The organism is Streptomyces sp. NPDC034043, assembly GCF_055575675.1.
Map to the genome: position 1 here is coordinate 1 of NZ_JBVISF010000010.1, position 21,627 is coordinate 21,627.

At 75.3% G+C, this 21,627-nt stretch carries 18 protein-coding genes; 7 read left to right on the forward strand and 11 right to left on the reverse strand.

Features of this window, described 5'->3' with window-relative positions; translation table 11 throughout:
- Nucleotides 1-164: 164 nt before the first annotated feature.
- Complete coding sequence (locus tag ACZ51S_RS23175) at nucleotides 165-1,016, reverse strand: alpha/beta fold hydrolase (protein ID WP_468476516.1); 852 nt, start codon at nucleotides 1,014-1,016, stop codon at nucleotides 165-167.
- A gap of 192 nt (nucleotides 1,017-1,208) precedes the next feature.
- Complete coding sequence (locus ACZ51S_RS23180) at nucleotides 1,209-2,342, reverse strand: DUF3533 domain-containing protein (RefSeq protein WP_468961868.1); 1,134 nt, start codon at nucleotides 2,340-2,342, stop codon at nucleotides 1,209-1,211.
- 144 nt (nucleotides 2,343-2,486) lie between these two features.
- Here ACZ51S_RS23180 and ACZ51S_RS23185 point away from each other — a divergent pair, with 144 nt between their 5' ends.
- The 3 genes from ACZ51S_RS23185 to ACZ51S_RS23195 all read left to right on the forward strand — a co-directional run bounded on the left by ACZ51S_RS23185 (nucleotide 2,487) and on the right by ACZ51S_RS23195 (nucleotide 9,325).
- Nucleotides 2,487-6,137 (forward strand): DNA polymerase III subunit alpha, encoded by a 3,651-nt coding sequence (locus ACZ51S_RS23185; RefSeq protein WP_468961870.1) that lies wholly within the window; start codon nucleotides 2,487-2,489, stop codon nucleotides 6,135-6,137.
- On the forward strand, nucleotides 6,134-7,438 hold the full coding sequence (locus ACZ51S_RS23190) for a DNA polymerase Y family protein (protein WP_468476471.1): 1,305 nt from the start codon (nucleotides 6,134-6,136) through the stop codon (nucleotides 7,436-7,438). The genes ACZ51S_RS23185 and ACZ51S_RS23190 overlap by 4 nt, the downstream gene beginning before the upstream one ends.
- Nucleotides 7,439-8,464: 1,026 nt before the next feature.
- Nucleotides 8,465-9,325: an esterase/lipase family protein gene (locus ACZ51S_RS23195; RefSeq protein WP_468803046.1), complete on the forward strand. Its 861-nt coding sequence runs from the start codon at nucleotides 8,465-8,467 to the stop codon at nucleotides 9,323-9,325.
- A 59-nt stretch (nucleotides 9,326-9,384) separates the two neighbouring features.
- Here the strand turns inward: ACZ51S_RS23195 and ACZ51S_RS23200 are convergent, their stop codons facing one another.
- From ACZ51S_RS23200 to ACZ51S_RS23210, 3 genes are all read right to left on the reverse strand, one after another.
- Entirely contained in the window at nucleotides 9,385-10,485 is a 1,101-nt protein-coding gene (locus ACZ51S_RS23200; RefSeq protein WP_468476469.1) for a lytic polysaccharide monooxygenase, read from the reverse strand.
- A 232-nt stretch (nucleotides 10,486-10,717) separates the two neighbouring features.
- Nucleotides 10,718-11,200 (reverse strand): ribonuclease FAU-1 family protein, encoded by a 483-nt coding sequence (locus ACZ51S_RS23205; RefSeq protein ID WP_468887567.1) that lies wholly within the window; start codon nucleotides 11,198-11,200, stop codon nucleotides 10,718-10,720.
- On the reverse strand, nucleotides 11,197-12,141 hold the full coding sequence (locus tag ACZ51S_RS23210) for a GNAT family N-acetyltransferase (protein ID WP_468961872.1): 945 nt from the start codon (nucleotides 12,139-12,141) through the stop codon (nucleotides 11,197-11,199). The genes ACZ51S_RS23205 and ACZ51S_RS23210 overlap by 4 nt, the downstream gene beginning before the upstream one ends.
- 80 nt (nucleotides 12,142-12,221) lie before the next feature.
- Here ACZ51S_RS23210 and ACZ51S_RS23215 point away from each other — a divergent pair, with 80 nt between their 5' ends.
- Complete coding sequence (locus ACZ51S_RS23215; protein WP_388943427.1) at nucleotides 12,222-12,608, forward strand: GntR family transcriptional regulator; 387 nt, start codon at nucleotides 12,222-12,224, stop codon at nucleotides 12,606-12,608.
- 24 nt (nucleotides 12,609-12,632) lie between these two features.
- On the opposite strand, the gene ACZ51S_RS23220 is transcribed toward ACZ51S_RS23215, so the two are convergent.
- Nucleotides 12,633-13,736, reverse strand: a complete 1,104-nt coding sequence (locus tag ACZ51S_RS23220) for a DUF5925 domain-containing protein (protein WP_388943430.1) — start codon at nucleotides 13,734-13,736, stop codon at nucleotides 12,633-12,635.
- Nucleotides 13,737-13,942: 206 nt separating this feature from the next.
- Here ACZ51S_RS23220 and ACZ51S_RS23225 point away from each other — a divergent pair, with 206 nt between their 5' ends.
- Nucleotides 13,943-14,752, forward strand: a complete 810-nt coding sequence (locus ACZ51S_RS23225; protein WP_468476464.1) for an SGNH/GDSL hydrolase family protein — start codon at nucleotides 13,943-13,945, stop codon at nucleotides 14,750-14,752.
- 74 nt (nucleotides 14,753-14,826) lie between these two features.
- Here the strand turns inward: ACZ51S_RS23225 and ACZ51S_RS23230 are convergent, their stop codons facing one another.
- On the reverse strand, nucleotides 14,827-16,497 hold the full coding sequence (locus ACZ51S_RS23230) for a serine/threonine-protein kinase (RefSeq protein WP_468803126.1): 1,671 nt from the start codon (nucleotides 16,495-16,497) through the stop codon (nucleotides 14,827-14,829).
- A gap of 272 nt (nucleotides 16,498-16,769) precedes the next feature.
- Between ACZ51S_RS23230 and ACZ51S_RS23235 the strand changes: the two genes are divergently transcribed.
- Nucleotides 16,770-17,039 carry a hypothetical protein gene (locus ACZ51S_RS23235; protein ID WP_351885882.1) on the forward strand — a complete coding sequence of 90 codons (270 nt, stop codon included), beginning with the start codon at nucleotides 16,770-16,772 and terminating at the stop codon, nucleotides 17,037-17,039.
- A gap of 105 nt (nucleotides 17,040-17,144) precedes the next feature.
- On the opposite strand, the gene ACZ51S_RS23240 is transcribed toward ACZ51S_RS23235, so the two are convergent.
- The 3 genes from ACZ51S_RS23240 to ACZ51S_RS23250 all read right to left on the reverse strand — a co-directional run bounded on the left by ACZ51S_RS23240 (nucleotide 17,145) and on the right by ACZ51S_RS23250 (nucleotide 20,249).
- Nucleotides 17,145-18,341: a CaiB/BaiF CoA transferase family protein gene (locus tag ACZ51S_RS23240; protein WP_468476463.1), complete on the reverse strand. Its 1,197-nt coding sequence runs from the start codon at nucleotides 18,339-18,341 to the stop codon at nucleotides 17,145-17,147.
- A 148-nt stretch (nucleotides 18,342-18,489) separates the two neighbouring features.
- Nucleotides 18,490-19,281 (reverse strand): ABC transporter permease, encoded by a 792-nt coding sequence (locus ACZ51S_RS23245; RefSeq protein ID WP_468961875.1) that lies wholly within the window; start codon nucleotides 19,279-19,281, stop codon nucleotides 18,490-18,492.
- Entirely contained in the window at nucleotides 19,278-20,249 is a 972-nt protein-coding gene (locus ACZ51S_RS23250) for an ATP-binding cassette domain-containing protein (RefSeq protein WP_468803043.1), read from the reverse strand. Before ACZ51S_RS23250 ends, ACZ51S_RS23245 begins: the two co-directional genes overlap by 4 nt.
- A 77-nt stretch (nucleotides 20,250-20,326) precedes the next feature.
- Between ACZ51S_RS23250 and ACZ51S_RS23255 the strand changes: the two genes are divergently transcribed.
- Nucleotides 20,327-21,055, forward strand: coding sequence for a TetR/AcrR family transcriptional regulator (locus ACZ51S_RS23255; RefSeq protein WP_468476461.1), 729 nt, complete (start codon nucleotides 20,327-20,329; stop codon nucleotides 21,053-21,055).
- A gap of 132 nt (nucleotides 21,056-21,187) precedes the next feature.
- Here the strand turns inward: ACZ51S_RS23255 and ACZ51S_RS23260 are convergent, their stop codons facing one another.
- Complete coding sequence (locus ACZ51S_RS23260) at nucleotides 21,188-21,427, reverse strand: hypothetical protein (protein WP_468803042.1); 240 nt, start codon at nucleotides 21,425-21,427, stop codon at nucleotides 21,188-21,190.
- Between the last annotated feature and the right edge of the window lie 200 nt (nucleotides 21,428-21,627).

Sequence of the window (21,627 nt, forward strand, 5' to 3'; positions counted from 1 at the left end):
CTAGGCCCTGTCGTCAAAGTCCCGCCTGGCCCGCGGCCCCCGGCACCGCACCTCGCCGCGTTGTCGGGGCGCCCGAGTACGTCCAGTACTCGGGCGCCCCTCCGCCTTGCGATGCACGGCACCGGCCGCCGCGGGCCTGACCGGCGCTACTTTGGCGACAGGGCCTAGGCGGGCTGCTGTTCTCCCAGGGGCTCGCGCAGCAGCCAGTTGAGTACGCCGGGCAGCGCGCGCAGGGCCGCGAAGTGGGCGGCGGAGGGATCGATGGCGGTGGTGGCGCCGGGGATGCGGCGGGCCAGCCAGCGGGAGTGGCCCACGGGGGAGAAGACGTCGAGCTCCCCGTGCCAGAGCAGTACGGGGCAGCGGATGTCGGCGGGGTCGAAGCCCCAGGGGCTGCTGAAGGCGAGGATGTCGTCGATCCAGCCGTACGCCGAAGTGCGCACTCCTTCACGGTAGTTGCGCAGCAGCATCGACCGCAGACCGGCGTCCGAGACGATCATGCGGTCGCTGGCGGTCAGCTCCCGGCGCAGTTCGTCCAGGAGCCGGCCGGGGTCCCTGGCGATACCGGCGGCGCGCGGGATCAGCCGGGCCGCCAGCTCCTCGGGGTCGTCGGTGGCGGTGGTGTACTCGCGTACGTTCGAGGCGGCCATTCCGGCGAACCAGTCCAGGTCCTCCGCGTCCCTGGGGGCGATCGGGACCAGGGCGGCGGTCCGCGTGACCCGATCCGGCAGCAGGGCGGCGCAGGCCAGGGCGCCGGGGGCGCCGCCCGAGCGGCCGGCCACGGCGAAGGTGTCCAGCCCGAAGGCGTCGGCGATGGCGGCCACGTCCTCGGCCACGTCGGCGACGCTGCGGCCCGGGTGTCGTTCGGAGCCGCCGTAGCCGGGCCGGTCGTAGGCGATGAGCTGCATCCGCCGCTGGTAGAGCACCATGCCGCGGGGCGCCGGGCCGAGCCTGCTGCCGGGCATCCCGTGGAGCAGGAGGACGGGCTTGCCGTCCGGGTCGCCCCAGCGTTCCGCCATCAGGGCGCGGCCGTCCGCGGTGCGCACCACTTTGCGCACGCGCTCCCTCCCTCACGTCCGACGCGGGTGGTCAGGCCGATTGTGCTCCCCGGTGGGGGAGTGCGGTAGGGCGCACTCGGAGGGGAATTCCCGTGCGAGCCGTCGGGGAGGGCTCGCGGCGGCGCGGCGGCGTCAGCGGTGAGGGGGAGGCGGTCACGGCCGGGGGCGCTCGGCGGGCTCCGCCGCCCCGCCCGCGAAGCGGGGGACGGACGGGGCGTCGTCGGGGAGGCCGCTGCCCACCGCCGCTCCCGGGCGGCCGCGGCGCGTGACCGCGCAGGCCATGGTGATCACGGAGCCGGCCACCGCCCACGCGGCCAGCACCAGCATGGGGGCGGCCGCGCCGTTGCCCTTGAAGTACGCGATGGAGCGCGCGGCGTACGTACCGGCACCCGGCGGCAGGGCCGGGCCGATGTCCCGCCAGAACGGCGGCAGCAGCGGATACGGGTAGGCGCCGCCCGCGCTCGGGTTGCCGAGGACCACGACCACCAGGATGGCCAGGCCGATGCCGACCACGCCCGCCACCCCCTGGAAGGCCAGGGTGAGCGCGCCGACCGCGAGGACGACCAGGGTGCCCAGCCCCCACAGGGCCGGGACCGAGCCGGGCAGGGCGCCCAGCACCGGGCCCGCGATCACCGCGCCGAGCAGCCCGGCGGTGACCGAGTACAGGAGCAGCGCCCCGAGCCGGATGACCGCGCGGTGGAGGTTGGCGGGCCGGGCGCCGGCGCTGATCGCGAGGATCGCGGCGCACAGGTAGCCGCCCACGCACCAGCCGACGACGAGGTAGAAGGAGCTCAGGCCGCGGCTGTCGCCCCGGTCGGCGGGGGCCACGTCGACGACCCGGAGGGTACGGCCCCGGGCCTTCTCGGCCCGGCCGACGATCTCCTCCAAGGCCTGGGAGAGCGAGGCCCCGGAGCCGCTCGCGACCAGCAGCCGGTCGGTGGTGCCGGACGGGTCGACGACCAGCGCGCCGTCCACGTCCCGGTTGCGGATCTGGGCGAGCGCCGTCGCCTCGTCCTTGACGGCGCGGGGGTCGAGCGGTCCGCCGGGCAGGGCGTCGAGCCGCTTCGCGGTCTGTTCGGCGACCGGTCCGGCGGGGGCGGCCACCGCGATCGGGATCCGGCTGGGCCGCGGGTGGTGGAAGGCCCCGATGTACGAGGTGATGAAGGCCAGCTGGAGGGCCAGCACCCCCACGACCAGCAGGGCTGCCCGGACGCTCACGGCGTCCTTGATCTCGGCGAGGAAACCGGCGGACGGTTCTTCGGGGCTGCTCATGGCGGGCTGGGTCATGGCTCCCACGCTGGGCGCGCGCGGGGTCCCGCGCAGCAGGGGCGGCCCGAATGGATGATCGAACAACTGTTTCGCACGGATATTCGAATTGCTCTATGGTGGAGAAGGGGGAGGTCGAAGGTCGAGCGAAGCAGGAGGCCGCGGGTGCCCGGGTTCACGCATCTGCACACCGTTTCGGGGTTCTCCATGCGGTACGGAGCTTCGCACCCGGAGCAGTTGGCGGAACGCGCCGTCGAGCGCGGCATGGACGCCCTCGCCCTCACCGACCGCGACACCCTCGCGGGCGCGGTGCGGTTCGCGAAGGCGGCCGCCGGGGCGGGGATCCGCCCGCTGTTCGGGGTGGACCTGGCCGTGTCCCCCGCGGGGGCGCCCGGCGGGCCGCCGGACGGCGCCGCCGGGGAGGTCTCGTACCGCAGGCGTACGCCCGTCAGGGGCGGGGCCTTCGTGGACGAGTCCGCCCCGCGCGCGGTCTTCCTGGCCCGGGACGGGGCCGCCGGATGGGCGGAGCTGTGCCGGATGGTCACCGCCGCCCATGCCGCCGTCCCGGTCGGACGGGAGGAGGGGGCCGGGGCCGGGGGCGTCGGCCCGGGCCCCGGTTCCGGCGCGGACGCCGCCGTCTCCGGGGCGGGCGGGCTCGTCGGCCCGGACGCCGCCGCGGGTGCCTCCGGCCTGGCCCTGCCCGCCCCGGCCGGGCGGGCGCAGCCCCTGCTGCCCTGGGAGGCCCTGCGCGGCGACGGGGTGTTCGCACTGCTCGGGCCCGGCTCCGAGGTGGGCCGGGCGCTCGCCGCCGGACGCCCCGACCGGGCCGCGCGGCTGCTCGCGCCGTGGCGGGAGGTCTACGGCGACGCCCTGCGCCTGGAGGCCGTCCACCACGGCCGCACCGGCACCGGCCCCGGCTCGCTGCGCCTGGCCGCCCGTACCGTCGGCTTCGCCGCCGAGCAGGGCGTCACGGCCGTACTGACCAACGCCGTCCGGTACGCCGACCCGGGCCAGGGCCCCGTCGCGGACGTCCTCGACGCGGCCCGCCGGCTCGTCCCCATCGGCCCCCGCACCACCCTCGACGCCGGCGAGCGGTGGCTCAAGGATCCCGCCGCCATGGCCGTGACCGCCGAACGGATCGCCGAGGCGGCCGGGCTGCGCCCCGCCGACGCCCGCCGGCTGCTCGCCCGGACCCGGGAGACCGCCGAGTCCTGCTCCGTGGACCCCGAGGACGACCTCGGCATCGGCTCCGTGCACTTCCCCGAGGCCCGCCTCGTCGGCGCCGCCCACCGCACCGCCCAGCGGGTGCTCGCCTCCCGCGCCTCGGCCGGCATGGTGCTGCGCGGCTACGCCGGCCGGCGGGAGTACTGGGACCGGATGGAGGAGGAGCTCGACGTCATCGCCCACCACGGCTACGCCTCGTACTTCCTGACGGTCGCCCAGGTCGTGGACGACGTGCGCGACATGGGCATCCGGGTGGCCGCCCGCGGCTCCGGCGCGGGCTCCCTCGTCAACCACCTCCTCGGCATCGCGCACGCCGACCCCGTCGAGCACGGGCTGCTGATGGAGCGCTTCCTGTCCAAGCGCCGGCGGGTGCTGCCCGACATCGACATCGACGTGGAGTCCGCCCGCCGGCTGGAGGTCTACCGCCGGATCATCGGCCGCTTCGGCGCCGAGCGCGTCGCCACCGTCGCCATGCCCGAGACCTACCGGGTCCGCCACGCCATCCGCGACGTCGGCGCCGCCCTGTCCATGGACCCGGCCGCCGTCGACCGGCTCGCCAAGGCCTTCCCGCACATCCGGGCCCGCGACGCCCGGGCCGCCCTGGCCGAACTGCCCGAACTGCGCGAGGTGCGGGAGGAGGAGCACGGGCGGCTGTGGGACCTGGTCGAGGCGCTGGACGCGCTGCCGCGCGGGATCGCCATGCACCCGTGCGGGGTGCTGCTCTCCGACGCCTCGCTGCTCGCCCGTACCCCGGTGGTGCCCACCAGCGGCGAGGGCTTCCCCATGTCCCCGTTCGACAAGGACGACGTGGAAGACCTCGGGCTGCTCAAACTCGACGTGCTGGGCGTGCGCATGCAGTCCGCGATGGCGCACGCGGTCACGGAGCTGCGGCGGGCGACGGGCCTCGACCTCGACCTCGACGACCCCGCGCAGGTGCCCCCGGGCGACGGGCCGACGTACGAACTGATCCGCTCCGCCGAGACGCTGGGCTGCTTCCAGATCGAGTCCCCCGGACAGCGCGACCTGGTGGGCCGGCTCCAGCCGGCCGCCTTCCACGACCTGGTCGTCGACATCTCCCTCTTCCGGCCCGGCCCGGTCGCCGCCGACATGGTGCGGCCCTTCATCGAGGCCCGGCACGGGCGGGCCCCGGTCCGCTTCCCGCACCCGGACCTGGCCGACGCGCTGCGCGAGACGTACGGGGTGGTGGTCTTCCACGAGCAGGTCATCGAGATCGTGCACGTCATGACCGGCTGCGGGCGGGACGAGGCCGACCGGGTGCGGCGCGGACTCTCCGACCCGGACTCCCAGGGCCGGATCAAGGCCTGGTTCGCGGCGGCGGCCGCCGGGCGGGGCTACCCGCCCGAGGTGATCGCCCGGACCTGGGAGATCGTCGAGGCCTTCGGCAGTTACGGCTTCTGCAAGGCGCACGCCGTGGCCTTCGCCGTGCCCACCTACCAGTCGGCCTGGCTGAAGGCCCACCACCCGGCGGCCTTCTACGCCGGGCTGCTCACCCACGACCCCGGGATGTACCCGAAGCGGCTGCTGCTGGCGGACGCCCGGCGGCGGGGCGTGCCGGTGCTGCCGCTGGACGTGAACCGCTCGGCGGTCGCCCACCGCATCGAACTGGTGTCCGATGACCCGGGCCGGCCGGAGCGGGAACGGTGGGGGCTGCGGCTCGCCCTGGCCGACGTCCACGGCATCAGCGAGGCCGAGGCCCGCCGGATCGAGGCCGGACAGCCGTACGCCTCCCTGCGCGACTTCTGGGACCGCGCCCACCCCAGCCGCCCGGTCGCCGAACGGCTGGCGCAGGTCGGGGCGTTGGACGCGTTCGGCAGCAACCGCCGTGACCTGTTGCTGCACCTGACGGAACTGCACGGCGCCCAGCGTGCGGCGGGAGCCCGGGGCGGAATCCGCGGCGCGGCCCAACTGCCCCTCGGCGGCGGCCGGTCCACCGCCTCCGTCGGGCTGCCCGACCTGACCGACGCCGAGCGGCTCAGCGCCGAGCTGGGCGTCCTCGGCATGGACACCTCCCGCCACCTGATGGGCGACCACCACGCCTTCCTCGCCGAGCTGGGCGTGACCCCGGCCGCCCGGCTGAGGGACACCGGGCACGGGCGGACCGTACTGGTCGCGGGCGCCAAGGCGGCCACCCAGACGCCGCCGGTCCGCTCCGGCCGCCGCGTCATCTTCACCACCCTCGACGACGGCACCGGCCTGGTCGACCTGGCCTTCTTCGACGACAGCCAGGAGGCCTGCGCGCACACCGTCTTCCACTCCTTCCTGCTGCTCGTACGGGGAGTCGTGCAGCGGCGCGGCCCGCAGAGCCTGAGCGTGGTCGGCGCCGCCGCGTGGGACCTCGCCGAGCTGGTGGAACTGCGCGGCCGCAGCGGCCTGGAGGCGGTCACCGCCCGGCTCGCCGAACCCCTGGCCGCGGGGGGCGGCGCGGGCGCCGCGGGCACTGGGGGAACCACCCGCCGCATCCACCTCCCGACCGGCTACGAGATGAACCCCTGGGCCGACCTCCAGCCGCCCGGCGACCGCGCCGCGACGGGCCGCAAGCTGTGGCACTCCAGCCCGGGGAGCGCGGGATGACCGGCGCGGGCGCCACCGCCGGCGTCCTCCACGTCCGCTGCGCCCCCGCCCTGTCCGGGGAGGGCTACCGCGAGGTGCTGGAGCTGCTGCGCGAGTTCTCCCCGCTGGTCCAGGCCCTGCCGCCGCGGGCCGCGCTGGTCCAGGTCCGGGGCGCGCAGCGGTACTTCGGCGCCGACTCCGCCCGCATCGCCGAGGTGATCCGGCTGCGCGCGGTGGCCCGGCTGGGCACGGACGTCCGGATCGGGGTCGCCGCCACCTGGGCGGTGGCGGCCATGGCCTCCGCCCGCGTCCCGGGACCGGGCGGGATCCTGGCCGTGCCCGAGGAGGCGGTGGCCGGCTTCCTGGACCCCCTCCCGGTGGAGGCGCTGCACGGGCTCGGCCCCCGGCAGGCCGAGGCGCTGCGCCGGTACGGGCTGCACACCGTCGGGGCGCTCACCCACGTCCCGCCCGGGGTCGTCGAGCGCATCCTCGGCAAACGGGCCGGCCGGCTCGCCGCCGAGCGCGCCCGCGGCATCGACCCGCGCCCGGTCACCCCGCGCGACCTGCCCTCCTCGGCCGCCGTCCGGACCGGCTTCACCCGCCAGGAGCTGGACGGCCCGCACGCCCGGGCCGCGCTGCTCGGCCTCGTGGTCCGGCTCGGCGCCACCCTGCGCGGACGCCGCCAGGCGGCCCGGTCCCTTTCCCTGACCCTGCAGTTCGCGGGCGGCACCCGGTGGGAGAAGTCCCGGCGGCTGGCGGAGCCCTCCGCCCACGACGAGGACCTGCGCACCCTCGCCTACCGCCTGATGGACGCGGCCGGCCTGCAACGGGCCCGGCTGACCGGCATGGTGCTGCGCGCGGAGGACCTCACGGGCGCCGAGGGCGTGACCCGCCAGCTCACGCTGGACCCGGTCCGCGAGTCCCGCCTCACGGTGGAGGCCGCCATCGACCGCGCCAACGCCCGCTTCGGCCCGGGCACGGTCCGCCCCGCCTCGGTCGCGTCCCGCGCCCCGTCAGACGCCGTCCAGCATCAGCCGGGCCGTCTCCGCGCGCAGCGGGGTGGTCTGGGCCTGGATCAGGTGGAACTGGGCCTCGCGGGAGAGCCGGCCGGCGGTGTGCCCGTACTGGATCGCCCGGCCGCCCGCCACCGCCACACAGGTCGCCGCCGCCCGTACGGCCAGGTCCAGGACGGCGGCCCGGAGGGTGAGGCGGTCCCCGGTGCGCTCGCCGCGCGGGACCTCGTCGCGCAGGGCGTAGGCCTCGGCGCGCAGCCGGGCGGCGCGCTCGGCGAGGCGCAGGCCCAGCCCCTCGTACGAGGGTGACCGGAGGAGGAAGTCGGCGGTGGCGCGCAGGTGGCCGAAGACGGCCGGCTGCGCGTCGGCGTTCTCCAGGTCGTAGGCCCGGATCCAGTCGGCCCTCGGCAGCAGGCCGACCACCCGGTCGTCGGGTACGCGCACGTCGCGCAGCTCGACGGTGGCGGTGTGGGTGCCGTCCATCGCCCACAGCGGGGCTCCCGCGACGGCGCTCAGACCGCCGTCGGTGCGGTCGACCAGGGCGAGCACCGCCTCGCCGGACGGGCCGGCGGCGCCGGTGAACACGGTGTCGGCCAGGTCCCACCCCGTCACCCACGGCATCCGTCCGTCGAGCCGCCACCCGCCCGGGACCCGCCGGGCCGTCACGGGCGGGTCCGGATGGCGCAGGAAGGCGAAGCCCGCGGTGGCGCGCACCCTTCCGCGCGCGAGGTCCGGCAGCTGGCTCTCGCGCAGGGCGGCCCCCGCCGGACCGGCCGCCTGGTGCAGGGCCTTGGCCAGCGGGACGTGCTGGGTCCACACGAACCAGGTCGACGGGTCCACCGCCGCCAGCACCTCGTGCACCTCCCGGACCACCTGACGGGCGGTGGGCCCGGCCGCGGCATCCGGTTCGTATCCGACCAGCCCGTACGCGCCGGCGGAGGCGAGCGCGTCCAGATGCGTGCGCGGCACCCCGCTCACGGCGGTCCGCTCGGCCTCCGGGGCCAGGACGCGTACGGCGGCCTCCGTGACGGCGGCGACCAGGGGGTCGGCCGCCAGGCCGGGCGGGGTGGCCAGGGCGGTACCGGCGCCGGGGGTCTTCGGCATGGCCGCGATCACCTCAAGTCCGTTGTCAGGGGCGTCCATTGTTCCTGAGCGGTACTGGAGGAGGGCTCGACACACCAGTTTTTACCGACGCGTAACTTCCAAGTCCCGCTACTGGAACGTAATTTGGCCACAGCAGCCCCTTGTGATCCGGATCACGGGACGAATCCCCACGTCTTTCCCCTTGACCCGCCCCCCGCCACCGCTGGGCGGTCCCCCCATGGAGGTCACACGATGCTGCCCTGGAGACGCCTGCTCCGCCCGCTGGCCGTCCTCGCCCTCACCGCCGCCGCCCTGATCGCCCCCACCGGCGCGGCCCAGGCCGCTTCCGCCCCCAGCAGCGGCTGGAACAACTGGTCCTGCAAGCCGTCCGCGGCCCATCCCCGCCCCGTCGTCCTCGTCCACGGCACCTTCGGGAACTCCGTCGACAACTGGCTCGGCTTCGCCCCCTACCTGGTCCACCGCGGCTACTGCGTCTACTCCCTCGACTACGGCCAGCTGCCCGGCGTGCCCTTCTTCAACGGGCTCGGCCCCATCGAGAAGTCCGCCGGCCAGCTCGACGCCTTCGTCGACAAGGTCCTCGCCTCCACCGGCGCGGCCGAGGCCGACCTCGTCGGCCACTCCCAGGGCGGCATGATGCCCCGCTACTACCTCAAGTTCCTCGGCGGCGCCGCCAAGGTCAACGCCCTCGTCGGTCTCGCCCCGGACAACCACGGCACCACCCTGTCCGGGCTCACCCAGCTCCTGCCGTACTTCCCCGGGGCCGAGCACCTGATCAGCACCGCCACCCCCGGGCTCGCCGACCAGATCGCCGGCTCCGCCTTCCAGCAGAAGCTGAACGAGGGCGGCGACACCGTCCCCGGTGTGAAGTACACCGTCATCGCCACCCGGTACGACCAGGTGGTCACCCCGTACCGGAGCGCCTTCCTCGACGGGCCGGACGTACGCAACGTCGTACTCCAGGACCTGTGCGCACTGGACCTCTCGGAGCACGTGACCATCGGCCTCACCGACCGGATCGCCTGGCACGAGGTGCTCAACGCCCTCGACCCCGCCCACGCCGAACGGACCACCTGCGCCTCGGTCTTCGACTGAGTCCGAGGCGCCGGCGGTCCGCCCGGCACCCGCCGGCGGCCGTGCCGGCCCTCTCGCGGCTACCGCCGGGAGGCGCCCCCGGCCGCCCGGCGGCGGGCCAGACCGAACAGCACGGCCGCACCGACGGCCAGCACCCCGGCCCCGGCGATCGCGATCACCGGGGTCGCGGCGCTGCCACCGGTCTCGGCGAGGCCCCCGCCGGGGCCGCCGGCCGGTGCGGGCGCCGCGGCGGCCGGGGAGGCGGCGATCGGGGACGGGGCGCTCCGGCCGTTCGTCGTCGGGTCGTTGTCGCCGTGGCCGTGGTGCTCGATCGTGGACTTCCCCGCGCCGTCGGAGATCTGCCGGTCCGTCGGCGCCTTGGGCGGCTCGACCGGCTCGGCCGGCTTGGCGGCGGTGCCGGTGCCGGCTGAACCGCTGGGCCGGGTGCTGGGCTGGGCGGTGCCGGGCCGGGTGCCGGGGGCGGGGTCTTGCTTGCCGCCGCCGTCCTTGCCGAAGACCACGTCCGAGCAGGTGTAGAAGGCCTCCGGGCTGTCCGAACGCTGCCAGACGCTGTAGATCAGGTGGCGGCCGGTCTTCTTCGGGACCGTGCCGCTGAAGACGTAGTCGCCGTTCTGCATCCCGGGATCGGTGGCCTTCGCGAACGGCGCGGGCTCCAGGTCGGACCACTTCAGGGGCTTGGACGGGTCGTAGCCGTCCTTCGTCACGTACAGCTCGAAGGAGCCCCTGTGGGGGGCGGTCCCCTTGTAGCGGAAGGTGTGCGCGCCGGACGCCATCGGGGTGGCCGGCCAGTCCGCCCGCGCCAGGTCCAGCCCCTTGTACTTGGCGTTGCCCGCCGAGCACAGCTGCCCGTCCGGGATCAGCGACCTGCTCCGGCCGCCCGCGTCGGCGATGTTCACCCCGTTCCAGTCGTAGAACGCCTGCGGCCCGGCCGCCGCCACGGCCGCCCTGCACGCCGCCGACTTCGGGGCCTCCGGACCCTCCGCGTAGCACGCCGCCACCCGGCTGACCGGGTCCGTCATCGAACCGTGCGCCGCCGCGGGCACGGCGGCGTACGCGGCCACCGCGAGCGGGACCAGGCCGGCGGCGGCGGTACGGACGGCCGTACGGGCGGCGGTACGGGCGGCGGTGCGGGCGGTGCTGCGGGCAGGGCGTGCGGGCATGGGCGGATCTCCTTCGGGCGCGAGGCGGGGGAGCGCAGGAGGAACCGGAATCGGGCTTCTGTGCGCCGCCCCCCGGCGGCGCACAGCGGCCCTTCCTGTCCTGGCCCGGCCAAGCTAGCCCTCCCGACTACGGGTTCCGCCCGGTTCGGGCCGCTGGGAGGGATCCTTAGGATCCGCTTAAGGCAGGGGTAAGAAGCCCCTCAGGAAACGGCGGTCGAGGACCGCGCCGCGGTCAGGCGAGGAGCCCCGGCAGACCCTCCGGGGTCCGGGCCTGCTCCTCCAGGGCGTCCAGCGCCCGCACGGCCCGGGCCGCCGCCTCCGGGTCGCTCCTGGTGAGCCCGCTGTCCGCGAACTCGTCCTCGTCCAGGCGCAGCACCTCCGACCGGTCCGCCGGCACCCACAGGTCCAGGTCCAGGTCCTCGACCACGATCTCGCCCCCGCGGATCAGGGCCGGGCGCGTCACGTCGCAGTACCAGCCCTTGAGGACGCCCTGCCCGGTCCGCACCTCCTTGACGGCGTACCACCGCGTCCGCCAGAAGTGCTCCACGAACACGTCACCGGGCTCGAAGCGGACGAACCCGAAGTCCTTCACCCCCTCGGCCGCCCAGGGGGCGCGCACCGAGATCCGGTCCCCGTCGTCGGCCACCTGCTCCGCCGGATAGCTGATCTTGGTGCGGCCGGCCTTGGTGAGGGTCACGGTCCAGGACGTGGTCACTGAGGTGCTCCCAGCTTCTTCGCGTGGCGCGTCTCGGTCGCGCAGATCTCGTACCCGAACCAGGAGTTGACCGCGAGCATCGGGCCGTTCCCGGCGTCGTTGCCGGTGAAGGCCTCGGTGTACCCGGCCGCCCTGGCCCGGTGCAGCGAGTCGGTCTTGGCGAGCTTGGCCAGCCCGCGGCCGCGGAAGGCCCGCAGGGTGCCGGTCATCGCCGAGGAGTAGCGGGTCGCGCCGTCCGTCCGCGCGGCGGTGAAGGCCGCCACCGCTCCGTCGACGAGGACGACCGTCGTCAGCTCGTGGTCGAGGGTCGGCTGGCGCCAGACGCCGTCCAGCCAGTCCCCGTAGTCGTCCAGGTCCGCCGGTACGTCGCCCGGCTCGTCGGCGCTGGCCTCGACGTCGGCCTCGTACAGCGGGCGGGGGTCGGCGGCGAAGGCCGAACCGGGGCGCAGCTCCACCCCGGCGGGCAGCTCCCGGGGCAGCGGGGGAAGGGAGCCGGCCGCCAGGTCGAGGCGCAGGAAGTGCGCGGAGCGGCTGGGGCGGTAGCCGCGGCGCTCGGCGAAACCCCGGTGGGCGGGCTCGTCCAGCACCCAGGCGTACACGTCCGCCGCGCCCCGCGCCGCGAGGTGCTTCTCGGCCGTGCGCAGCAGCGCGGACCCGGCGCCGAGGCCCTGGTGCGCGGGGTCGACGTAGACGTTCGCGTACGACGGCCCTGGGCCCGGTCCGTCGTACGCGAGGCCGGTCTCGGCCGTGCCGACGGGACGGCCGTCCGGGGTCTCGGCGAGCAGCAGGCGGCAGTGCTTCCCCGGGAGGGCGGACGCCAGTTCATGGGCCACGCCGGCCGCAGTGGTGATCAGGTAGGGCAGGGCCGCGCGGCGGAGCCGTACGACGGCCTCGGCGTCCCGCACGTCGTCGGGGCGGATGTCACGGACGTGGATGGTCATGGGGCGGACGTTACGGGCGGAGCGCCCGCGACGCCCGCCAATTATCCGGCGGACGCCGGGCGTGGGGGACAATCGGCGATGTGACCTCGACCAACCTCAGGATCAGGATCGACGGCTCGGCCGGTTCGGCCGCCCCGTACGAACAGCTGCGCGCGCAGATCGCCGACCGGGCCCGGTCGGGGGAACTGCCGGCGGGCTACAAACTGCCGACGGTGCGGGGGCTGGCGGAGGAGCTGGGGCTGGCCGCGAACACCGTCGCGAAGGCCTACCGGGCGCTGGAGTCCGACGGGGTGATCGAGACGCGGGGCCGCAACGGGACGTTCGTCGCGGCGGCGGAGGGCTCCTCCCGGGAGGCGGCCGCCGCCGCGCAGGCCTTCGCGGACCGCGCCCACCGCCTGGGCCTCACGGAGGCCGAGGCCCTCGCCGCCGCCACCGAAGCCCTCCGCGCCCGCTACGGCGCTTCCTGACCCGCTCCGCCGCAGTACGCGGGATCAGAGGTAGAGGCCGGCCTCCGACGAAGGCTGCGCCGGCAGTACGGCGGCGGGGCCCGTTCCCCGCCGCAGGGCGAAGAGTTCGGCCAGGGTGGCGCCCTCGCGGGAGACGCCCTCGTCCGTACCGAGCCAGTCGACCGCCTCCCCGTGGGTCAGCCGGCCGACCTCGATGCGGGCCAGGCACCGCCCCGGGCGGACCACGGCCGGGTGCAGGCGTTCGAGGTCCTCGTTGGTCGTGACGCCGACCAGGACGTTGCGGCCCTGCCCCAGCAGACCGTCCGTCAGGTTCAGCAGCCGGGACAGCGCCTGCCCCGCCGTGTGCCGGGCCTCGCCGCGGATCAGCTCGTCGCAGTCCTCCAGCAGCAGCAGCCGCCACCGGCCCTTGGCCGTGCCCTCGTCCTCGCCGATGGCGATGTCCATGAGGTAGCCGACGTCGTTGAACAGCCGTTCCGGGTCCAGTACGCAGTCGACCTGGCACCAGTCCCGCCACGACCGCGCCAGCGTGCGCAGCGCCGAGGTCTTGCCGGTGCCCGGCGGGCCGTGGAGCAGGAGCAGCCGGCCCGCGATGTCGTCCGGGGTGACCTTCATCAGCCGGTCCATCGCCGTGGCCACCGGCGCCGTGTAGTTCGGCCGCACCTCCGCCCAGGTGCCCGCGGAGATCTGCCGGGTCGTGCGGTACGGGCCGCGGCGCGGGGAGACGTACCAGAAGCCCATCGTGACGTTCTCCGGCTGGGGTTCGGGCTCGTCCCGCGCCCCCTCCGTGGCCTCGCCGAGCACCTTCTGCGCGAGCTCGTCGCTGACCGCCGTCACGGTCACGTCGGCACCCCGGCTCCAGCGGGAGACCAGTACGGTCCAGCCCTCGCCCTCGGCGAGGGTGGCGCTGCGGTCGGTGTCGCGCGCCGCGCGGAGCACGGTGGCGCGCGGGGGCAGCAGGGTGGCTTCCGCCTTCACCCGCTCGATCGTCACGCTCTGCGCGTACGGCTGCTCGCCGGTCGCGAACCGGCCGAGGAACAGTGCGTCGACGACGTCCGACGGCGAGTCGCTGTCGTCGACATGGAGCCGGATCGGCAGCGCGTCATGCGGGTCTGCTGGCATGGCGCCCATGATCCGGCACGAACTGTCCCCGTGCACCCGTGTTTCGCCGGATCGGGTGCTCGGGTTCCCTTTTCAAACCCGTTCGCGCGTGAAGATTCCGGCCACGCGCCCACCCGAATCCCACTCCGAACATTCTTGGCATGGACACTTCCAGACAGCGCCGGCTCCTAGTACCACGGACTCAGGAGTAACCCCCCACAAGGAGCCGCACCCACATGAGCAAGAGAATGTCGCGTTTCGCTGCCCTGACCTCCTCCCTGTTACTCGCCGCGGGCGCCGCCCTGTTCGGCGCCGGCCAGGCGGCAGCCGCCGAGGCCGACTTCGGCTACGTCGCCCTCGGCGACTCGTACTCCTCCGGCGTCGGCGCCGGCAACTACGACAGCTCCAGCGGCAGCTGCAAACGCACCACCCGCGCCTACCCGGCCCTGTGGGCCGCCGCCCATTCCCCGCAGACCTTCTCCTTCACCGCGTGCTCAGGCGCCCGCACCGGTGACGTCCTCGCCAACCAGCTCGCCCCGCTCAACTCCGGCACCGACCTGGTCAGCATCACCGTCGGCGGCAACGACGCCGGGTTCTCCGACGTGATGACGACCTGTGTCCTGCAATCCGAGTCCACCTGCGTCAGCCGGGTCAACGAGGCCAAGCGGTACGTCGACACCACCCTCCCCGGCCAGCTCGACCAGGTCTACAACGCCATCAGCGGCCGCGCCCCCGCCGCCAGGGTCGTCGTCCTCGGCTACCCCCGCTTCTACAAGCTGAACGGCACCTGCGTCGCGGGTCTCACCGAGGGGGAACGCACCGCCATCAACGGCGCGGCGGACCACCTCAACGCCGCCATCGCCAAACGCGCCGCCGACCACGGCTACACCTTCGCCTCGGTCGTCGGAGCCTTCACCGGGCACGAGATCTGCTCCGGCAGTCCCTGGCTGCACAGCGTCAACTGGGCCAACATCGGCGAGTCGTACCACCCGACCGCCGCCGGGCAGTCCGGCGGCTACCTGCCCGTCTTCTCGGGCAACGTCTGAGGACCGACGCCCTGACGGCCGGTCCGCAGGGCGCGGCTCATAGGCCGTAGGCCGTGGGTCCGAGGGGCCGCGGCCTACGGGCCGGCGTCCGTACCCGGTGCGGGAGCCGGCGTCTGAGCAGGCGTCGGCGTGGGCGTCGGCGTCGGGCCGGGCGTCACGGCCGGCGAACCGGAAGGCCCCGGCGAGCCGGGGGAGGAGGCCCCGCCCGTCGGGGTCTCCTCCTCGCAGGTCAGGGCGTACTCCTGCCAGGCCGACACCGCCAGGGCCGGTGCCCGCACCTCCAGCCGGACCGCGTCGTGGACGCTCGCGCCGGCCGGGTCGCCCGGCTCGGTGTGGTTCAGCTGGCGGGTGCGCGCTCCGCCTTCCTCGTACGTGATGCCCTGCCAGCCGTCGGCCGGCGCCCCGCCCCCCTCGCGCCTGACCCAGCGGTACTCCACCACCGCCGGGGTCCGGGCCACCTCGATGGTCCCGGTGAAGGCGGGCGCGACCACCTCGGACGGCGGGCAGCTCCCGCTGTACGAGGGGCGCACGGTGTGGACGTACAGGGTGACGCCCTGCGCGGCAGTGGCGGACGGGGACGCGGAGGCCGACGCGGAGGCGGAGACCGAGGGGGACGCCGGGGGCGAGGCCGAGGGCGAGGGGGTGGCGCCGGAGCCCTTCCCGCTCCCGGTGTTCCGCAGCAGCAGCCACCCCAGCAGGACCAGCACCGCCAGCAGCACCACGATCCCGAGGGTCAGCACCACCCCGGCGCGCCCCTGCGCCCGTTCCGGCTCCCGTTCCCGCGGACCGCTCACCGGCACCGGCATCGGCAGCGGCATCGGCGGGGTCGGCCCGTACCCCGCGCCGTGGCCGGCCCGCGCGGTGGCCGTCGGCGCGCCCGGCCCCGACGCCGGGCCGCCGGAGTCCCGTACGGCCCCGCCCGCGCCGACGATCCGCAGCATCCGGGCGGCCTCCGCGGCGGGCAGCCGCGCGGCCGGGTCCTTGCGCAGCAGCCCCTCCAGTACCGGCTCCAGAGGCCCGGCCCGGCGCGCCGGGGGCAACTCCGAGTCCACCACCGCCCGCAGCGTGGACAGCGGGGTGTCCTTCCGGAAGGGCGACACCCCCTCCACGGCCGCGTAGAGCATCACCCCGAGCGACCACAGGTCCGACTCCGGGCCCGGCTCGTTCCCCAACGCCCGCTCCGGCGCCAGGAATTCGGGGGACCCGACCACTTCGCCGGTCATCGTGAGCGATGCGGAGCCCTCCAGCCGGGCGATGCCGAAGTCGGTCAGCACCACCCGTCCGTCATTGGCGACCAGGACGTTGGCGGGCTTCACGTCCCGGTGCAGCACCCCGGCGTCGTGGGCGGAACGCAGCGCGGCCAGCACCTGCTCGCCGATGTGCGCGGCCCGCTGCGGGCTCATCGGGCCCTCGCCCTCCAGCACCTCCGCCAGCGAGAGCCCGCGCACCAGCTCCATCACGATCCACGGGCGGCCCTCCTCGTTCGCGACGTCGTAGACCATGACCACCCCGCGGTGCGAGACGCGGGCGGCGGCCCAGGCCTCCCGCTCCAGCCGCCGGTACATGCGCTCGACCTCGGCCCCGTCCAGCCCGGCGGGAGCGCGCACCTCCTTGACGGCGACCTCGCGGCCCAGCACCTCGTCACGGGCCCGCCACACCACGCCCATGCCGCCGCGCCCCAGCACGCCGAGCAGACGGTACCGCCCGGCGATGACACGCCCGGCGTCCCCGCTTTCGTTCTCCACCACGCGAACCCCCCTGCGTCACCGGGTGATCACTCCAAGTTAGCGCAGGACCCGCCGGGCGGCGCCCCTCGTGACGGCACTGTCACCGTTCGCCGAGCACCGCCCCGCAAGTCGCCCCATTAGCACGGAGAGTGACCGGTGACTCCGCTGAGTAATCGTCAACTACCCGTAATTACAGGGGTAATTCACACCACCGGGATACCCGCGGGCCTTACGGGGGCGATAGGGTTACCCTGCCCGGGCCGGGTGCCCTCGTACGGGTGGGGAGAGACATGGAACAGATAGCAATGCGCAGCAGGCCGCCCCGCGTGCCTGCCATCACCTGCGGCAGCAGCGCGGTCAGCTCGCGCCTCGACCGCCACCTCGCCGTGCTGGGCGGACCCGCCGCCCCGCACCACGAGGTCGCCGAGGCGACCCTGCTGATGCGCGAGCTGACCTCGCGGGACCACACCCACGTCCAGCGGAGCAGGAGTGCGCGCGTCGCGCTCTTCGCACCGCTGCGCAGGCTGCGGCGCACGCTCTTCGGCAGCCGCCGCTCCTGACCGTCCGTGCGGCCGGCCCCCCGTCCGGCTGCACCCCGACCGGCTGCACCCCGGCCCCGTCCCCGCGTCCGGTGCTTTCCGGGAACCCCCGGCGCCACCCCGGCCTCAGGCGATCACACCGTCCCGGCGCAGTGCCGTGATCTGCGCGTCCGTCATCCCCAGGGCGCGCAGCAAGGCGTCGGTGTGTTCGCCGAGCGCGGGAACCGCCCCCATCCGCGGTTCCCCACCACCCGGCAGCCCGATCGGCGGCAGCAGTGCCCGCAGCGGGCCCGCCGGCGAACCCACCTCCCGCCAGCGGTCGCGTGCCGCGAGCTGCGGGTGCGCGGCGAGCCGCTCCACCGAGTTGAGCCGCGCGCAGGCGATCCCGGCCGCCTCCAGCCGTGCGACGGCCTCGTCCGCCCCGAGCGCGGCGAGTGCCCCGGCCACCACCGCGTCGGTCTTCTCCCGTCCCCGGGTGCGGGCCGCGTTCGTCGCGTACGCCGGGTCCTCGGCCAGGTCCGGCCGGTCCAGCACCTGAACGGCGAGGCGCCGCCACTCCCGGTCGTTCTGCACGGACAGCAAAACCCGGTCCCCGTCGGCCGTCGCGTAGGCGTCGTACGGCGCGATCACCGCGTGCGCGAGGCCCGTCCGTACGGGCTGCTCCCCGCCGTGCATCGTGTGGTGCAGCGGATGCCCCATCCACTCCGCCAGCGCGTCCAGCATCGACACCTCCACGGGTCCGCCGCGCCCGGTGGTCCCACGGCGCAGCAGGGCGGCGAGCACCCCCGAGAAGGCGTACATGGCGGCCGCGATGTCCGCCGCCGGGATCCCCGCCTTCACCGGCCGCTCCGGGGTGCCGGTCACCGAGACCAGCCCGGCCTCGCACTGCACCAGCATGTCGTAGGCGCGCTTGTGGGCGTACGGGCCCTGCGCGCCGTAGCCGGAGATGTCCACGGCGACCAGGCGCGGGTAGCGGGCGCACAGCGCGGCCGCGTCGATCCCCAGCCGGGCGGCGGCCCCGTGGGCGAGGTTCTGCACGAACACGTCCGCGCCGCCGAGCAGGGCGTGCAGCACCTCCAGCCCCCGCGGGTCCTTCAGGTCCAGCGTGAGGGACTCCTTGCCGCGGTTGGCCCATACGAAGTGGGAGGCCAGGCCCTGTGCGGCGGTGTCGTAGGCGCGGGCGAAGTCACCGCCGTCGGGCCGCTCGACCTTGATCACCCGGGCTCCGAGGTCGGCGAGCTGGCGGGTGGCGAAGGGGGCCGAGACGGCCTGTTCGACGGCGACGACGGTGAGACCCGCCAGGGGGAGGGGTTCGGTAGTCATGGGGTCTGCCTACCGGGTGGATGCCGGGTCTGTCACCGTGCCCCGACCGGGAGGGCGGCGCGATGCCCGGTTGCGTGCGCAATGCCCGGGGCGGCTGCCGCCGTGCCGCCCCCGAGACGCCCTCCCCGGGCCCCGGCCCCGCCGGCCGTCAGTCGCGGCCGCGCGCGAACCGGCGCGTGGCCGGCGGTACGAAGAGGACCAGCAGCAGCAGCGACCACAGCACCGCGACCGCCACCGGATGCGCGGCCGGCCAGGCGGCGTCCGGTGCGGCGGCCGCGCCGCCCGTGTTCCCGCACAGCTCCCGGACGGCGGTGGCGACGGCGCTGATCGGGTTCCACTCCGCGACCGCCCGCAGCCAGCCGGGCAGTCCGCCGGTCGGCAGGTAGGCGCTGGACAGCATCGGCAGGACGAAGGTGGCGCTGCCCAGCTGGCCCGCGGCCTCCTCGCTGCGGCTCGCCAGCCCGAGGTACGTGCCCACCCAGGCGGTGGCGAAGCGGAACAGCAGCAGCACCCCGAGCGCCCCCAGCGCGCCCGGCAACCCCGTCTCCACCCGCCAGCCCATCGCCAGCCCCACCAGCATCAGCGGCACCATCGACACCGCCGTGGTCAGCAGGTCGGCGGCGGTCTGCCCCAGCGGGACCGCGGTCCGGCTCATCGGCAGGGTCCGGAAACGGTCCATGACCCCCCGGTGGGCGTCCTGCGCGGCGGTGAACATGCCGGTCATCAGGCCGTTCGCGGCGGTCGCGGCGAGCATCCCGGGCACCAGGAACTCCCGGTAGTCCGCGCCGGGCAGGGCGAGTGCGCTGCCGAACACGTAGCCGAAGAACAGCAGCATCATGATCGGCATGGTCTGGGTCAGGATCAGCAGGGCCGGGGCGTGCCGGGCCTTCTGGAGCTGGCGGGTGAGGACGGCGCCGCCGTCGTGGAGCAGGGTGGTCATGCCGCGCGCTCCTTGTCGTCCGCGGGGGCGAGGGGTGTCCGGGTGAGGCGCAGGAACACCTCGTCGAGGGTGGGCGGGCGCAGGCTCGCGTCGGTCACCGGGATCCCGGCGGCGTCGAGCTCCCGGATGATCCGGGGGAGGGTGAGGCCGCCGTCCAGCACGGTCACCCCGACGGTGAGCCGCTCCCCGTCCAGGGCGGGCCGGCCGCCGGTGAGCTGGTCGAGGACCACGGCCGCGCCCGCGAGGGCGGGAGGCGCGGCGACGGTGACCTCGGCGTAGGCGCCGATCCGGGCCTTGAGGGCGGCCGGGGTGCCGGTGGCGACGGCGCGGCCCCGGTCCACGACGACGATGCCGTCGGCGAGCCGGTCGGCCTCCTCCAGGTACTGGGTGGTCAGCAGCACGGTGGTGCCGCCGTTGGCGAGGTCGCGTACCGCCGTCCAGATCTGTTCGCGGGCGGCCGGGTCCAGGCCGGTGGTGGGCTCGTCGAGGAACAGCACCCGGGGGTGGGTGACCAGTCCGGCGGCCAGGTCCAGGCGCCGCCTCATGCCGCCCGACCAGGTCGAGGCCACCCGGTCGGCGGCCTCGCCCAGGGAGAAGCGCTCCAGCAGCTCGTCGGCGCGCTCCCGCGCGGTCCGCCCCCGCAGTCCGGCGAGGCGGGCGAAGAGCCGGAGGTTCTCACGGCCGGTCAGGTCCCCGTCGACCGAGGCGTACTGGCCGGTGGCCCCGATGGCGCGGCGTACGGCGGCCGGGTCGGCGGCGACGTCGTGGCCCGCGACCAGGGCGCGGCCGGCGGTGGGCGCGGTGAGGGTGGTGAGGATCCGCACGGCGGTGGTCTTGCCCGCGCCGTTGGGGCCCAGCACTCCGCAGACGGTGCCCTCCGGCACGGCCAGGTCCAGGCCGCGCAGGGCGCGCACTTCGCCGTAGTGCTTCTCCAGGCCCTCACTCAGTACAGCGTACGTAGTTGTCATGCGGCGCACCCTACCGCACTACGTACGCCGTACGTAACTAAGATGGTGGCCGAGACGACGACGAGGTGATGTGACCGATGACAGCCGGCCGGAGCCCCGCTGAACCCGAAGTGATCTGGGCCCGCCCGCAACGGGCCGGCCGCGGACCCCGGCCCGCGCACAGCCGCGACTCGATCGCGGCCGAAGCCGTGCGGATCGCCGACGCGGAGGGGATCGAGGCCGTGTCCATGCGGCGGGTGGCGGCCGGGATCGGCGCCGGGACGATGTCCCTGTACAACTACGTCCCCCGCAAGGAGGACCTGTACGAGCTGATGGTCGACGCGGTCAGCGCGGAGTACGACCTCACCCCGCCGAGCGGAGACTGGCGGACCGACCTGCTCGCCCTGGCCCGTCAGACCCGGGGCGTGATGCGCCGCCATCCCTGGGTGCCCCGGCTGCTGAGCCCGGTCTACGGCTTCAGCCCCAACGCCCTGCGGTACCTGGAGCACAGCATGGCCTGCCTGGAGCCGCTGGAGGTGCCCGGGAGCGAGAAGCTGGAGCTGATCGCGGCCATCAACGGCTCGGTGGCCACCTTCGTGGCGGGGGAGCTGGCCATGGCCGAACGGGCCCGCTCGCTGCCCTGGAGCGAGGCCGCCGAGGCGGGCGTACGCGCGGCCTGGCTCGGCTCGCGGCTGGCGACGGGGGAGTACCCGCGGCTGGCGGCGGCCCTCACCGAGGGCACGCCGGTGACCGCCGCCGGGACGGACATGACGGAGGTGTTCGACCGCACGGTGTCGCGGCTCCTGACGGCATGGGGCACGCCCTGACGGCCCGGGCTTTCCGTTCCCTGCCCCGACCGGCTGAGGGCGGGCGGCGCCCGGCGGGCCGCCGCGCTCCCCGCCTCGCTGTCTTCCGGAGCGCGGCGGCCGCGAACGGGCGACCACCCGTAGATGTGACGGCTAACGGCCGGAGTGGTCGATGACGTTGCCGTTGGAGCAGTTGTCGGTGTGGTCGCCGGTCCAGTCGCCCAGCGCGGGCGCGACGGCCACTTCCTGGAGACAGACGGCGGCAGCGGTGAAGTTCCGGCTGTCGGCGGCGTGGACGCCGCCGCCGAAGTCGGAGTCGTTGTCGGCGTGAGCGGGCGCGGCCCCGGCGGACGCGGCCACTGCGAGGGCGGCGATGGTGATGATCTTCTTCATGCCGGGTGCAACAACACTGGCGCCATCAGGACACTCGTAGGGGTGCGGGAGAGTCGCCGTGCGGCGGGCGCCTGTCGTGCGGCGGGCTGCTCCGGGGGCACTCGCAGGTGGGCGCCGCGGTGCCGGCCGCCCACGACGCCCGTCATGTTTCCCCGGCCCCGGCTAGCGGACGCCCGTCCGGCCCCGGCCGAGCGGACGCC

Excerpts from the sequence above, each read along its gene's own strand:
- ACZ51S_RS23195 (WP_468803046.1), top strand. The coding sequence starts at position 8,465 with ATGCTGCCCTGGAGACGCCTGCTCCGCCCGCTGGCCGTCCTCGCCCTC.
- ACZ51S_RS23245 (WP_468961875.1), bottom strand. The coding sequence starts at position 19,281 with ATGACCACCCTGCTCCACGACGGCGGCGCCGTCCTCACCCGCCAGCTC.
- ACZ51S_RS23225 (WP_468476464.1), top strand. The coding sequence starts at position 13,943 with ATGAGCAAGAGAATGTCGCGTTTCGCTGCCCTGACCTCCTCCCTGTTA.
- ACZ51S_RS23210 (WP_468961872.1), bottom strand. The coding sequence starts at position 12,141 with ATGACCATCCACGTCCGTGACATCCGCCCCGACGACGTGCGGGACGCC.
- ACZ51S_RS23250 (WP_468803043.1), bottom strand. The coding sequence starts at position 20,249 with ATGACAACTACGTACGCTGTACTGAGTGAGGGCCTGGAGAAGCACTAC.
- ACZ51S_RS23260 (WP_468803042.1), bottom strand. The coding sequence starts at position 21,427 with ATGAAGAAGATCATCACCATCGCCGCCCTCGCAGTGGCCGCGTCCGCC.
- ACZ51S_RS23235 (WP_351885882.1), top strand. The coding sequence starts at position 16,770 with ATGGAACAGATAGCAATGCGCAGCAGGCCGCCCCGCGTGCCTGCCATC.
- ACZ51S_RS23240 (WP_468476463.1), bottom strand. The coding sequence starts at position 18,341 with ATGACTACCGAACCCCTCCCCCTGGCGGGTCTCACCGTCGTCGCCGTC.
- ACZ51S_RS23190 (WP_468476471.1), top strand. The coding sequence starts at position 6,134 with ATGACCGGCGCGGGCGCCACCGCCGGCGTCCTCCACGTCCGCTGCGCC.
- ACZ51S_RS23255 (WP_468476461.1), top strand. The coding sequence starts at position 20,327 with ATGACAGCCGGCCGGAGCCCCGCTGAACCCGAAGTGATCTGGGCCCGC.
- ACZ51S_RS23180 (WP_468961868.1), bottom strand. The coding sequence starts at position 2,342 with ATGACCCAGCCCGCCATGAGCAGCCCCGAAGAACCGTCCGCCGGTTTC.
- ACZ51S_RS23175 (WP_468476516.1), bottom strand. The coding sequence starts at position 1,016 with ATGGCGGAACGCTGGGGCGACCCGGACGGCAAGCCCGTCCTCCTGCTC.
- ACZ51S_RS23200 (WP_468476469.1), bottom strand. The coding sequence starts at position 10,485 with ATGCCCGCACGCCCTGCCCGCAGCACCGCCCGCACCGCCGCCCGTACC.
- ACZ51S_RS23220 (WP_388943430.1), bottom strand. The coding sequence starts at position 13,736 with ATGGGCGCCATGCCAGCAGACCCGCATGACGCGCTGCCGATCCGGCTC.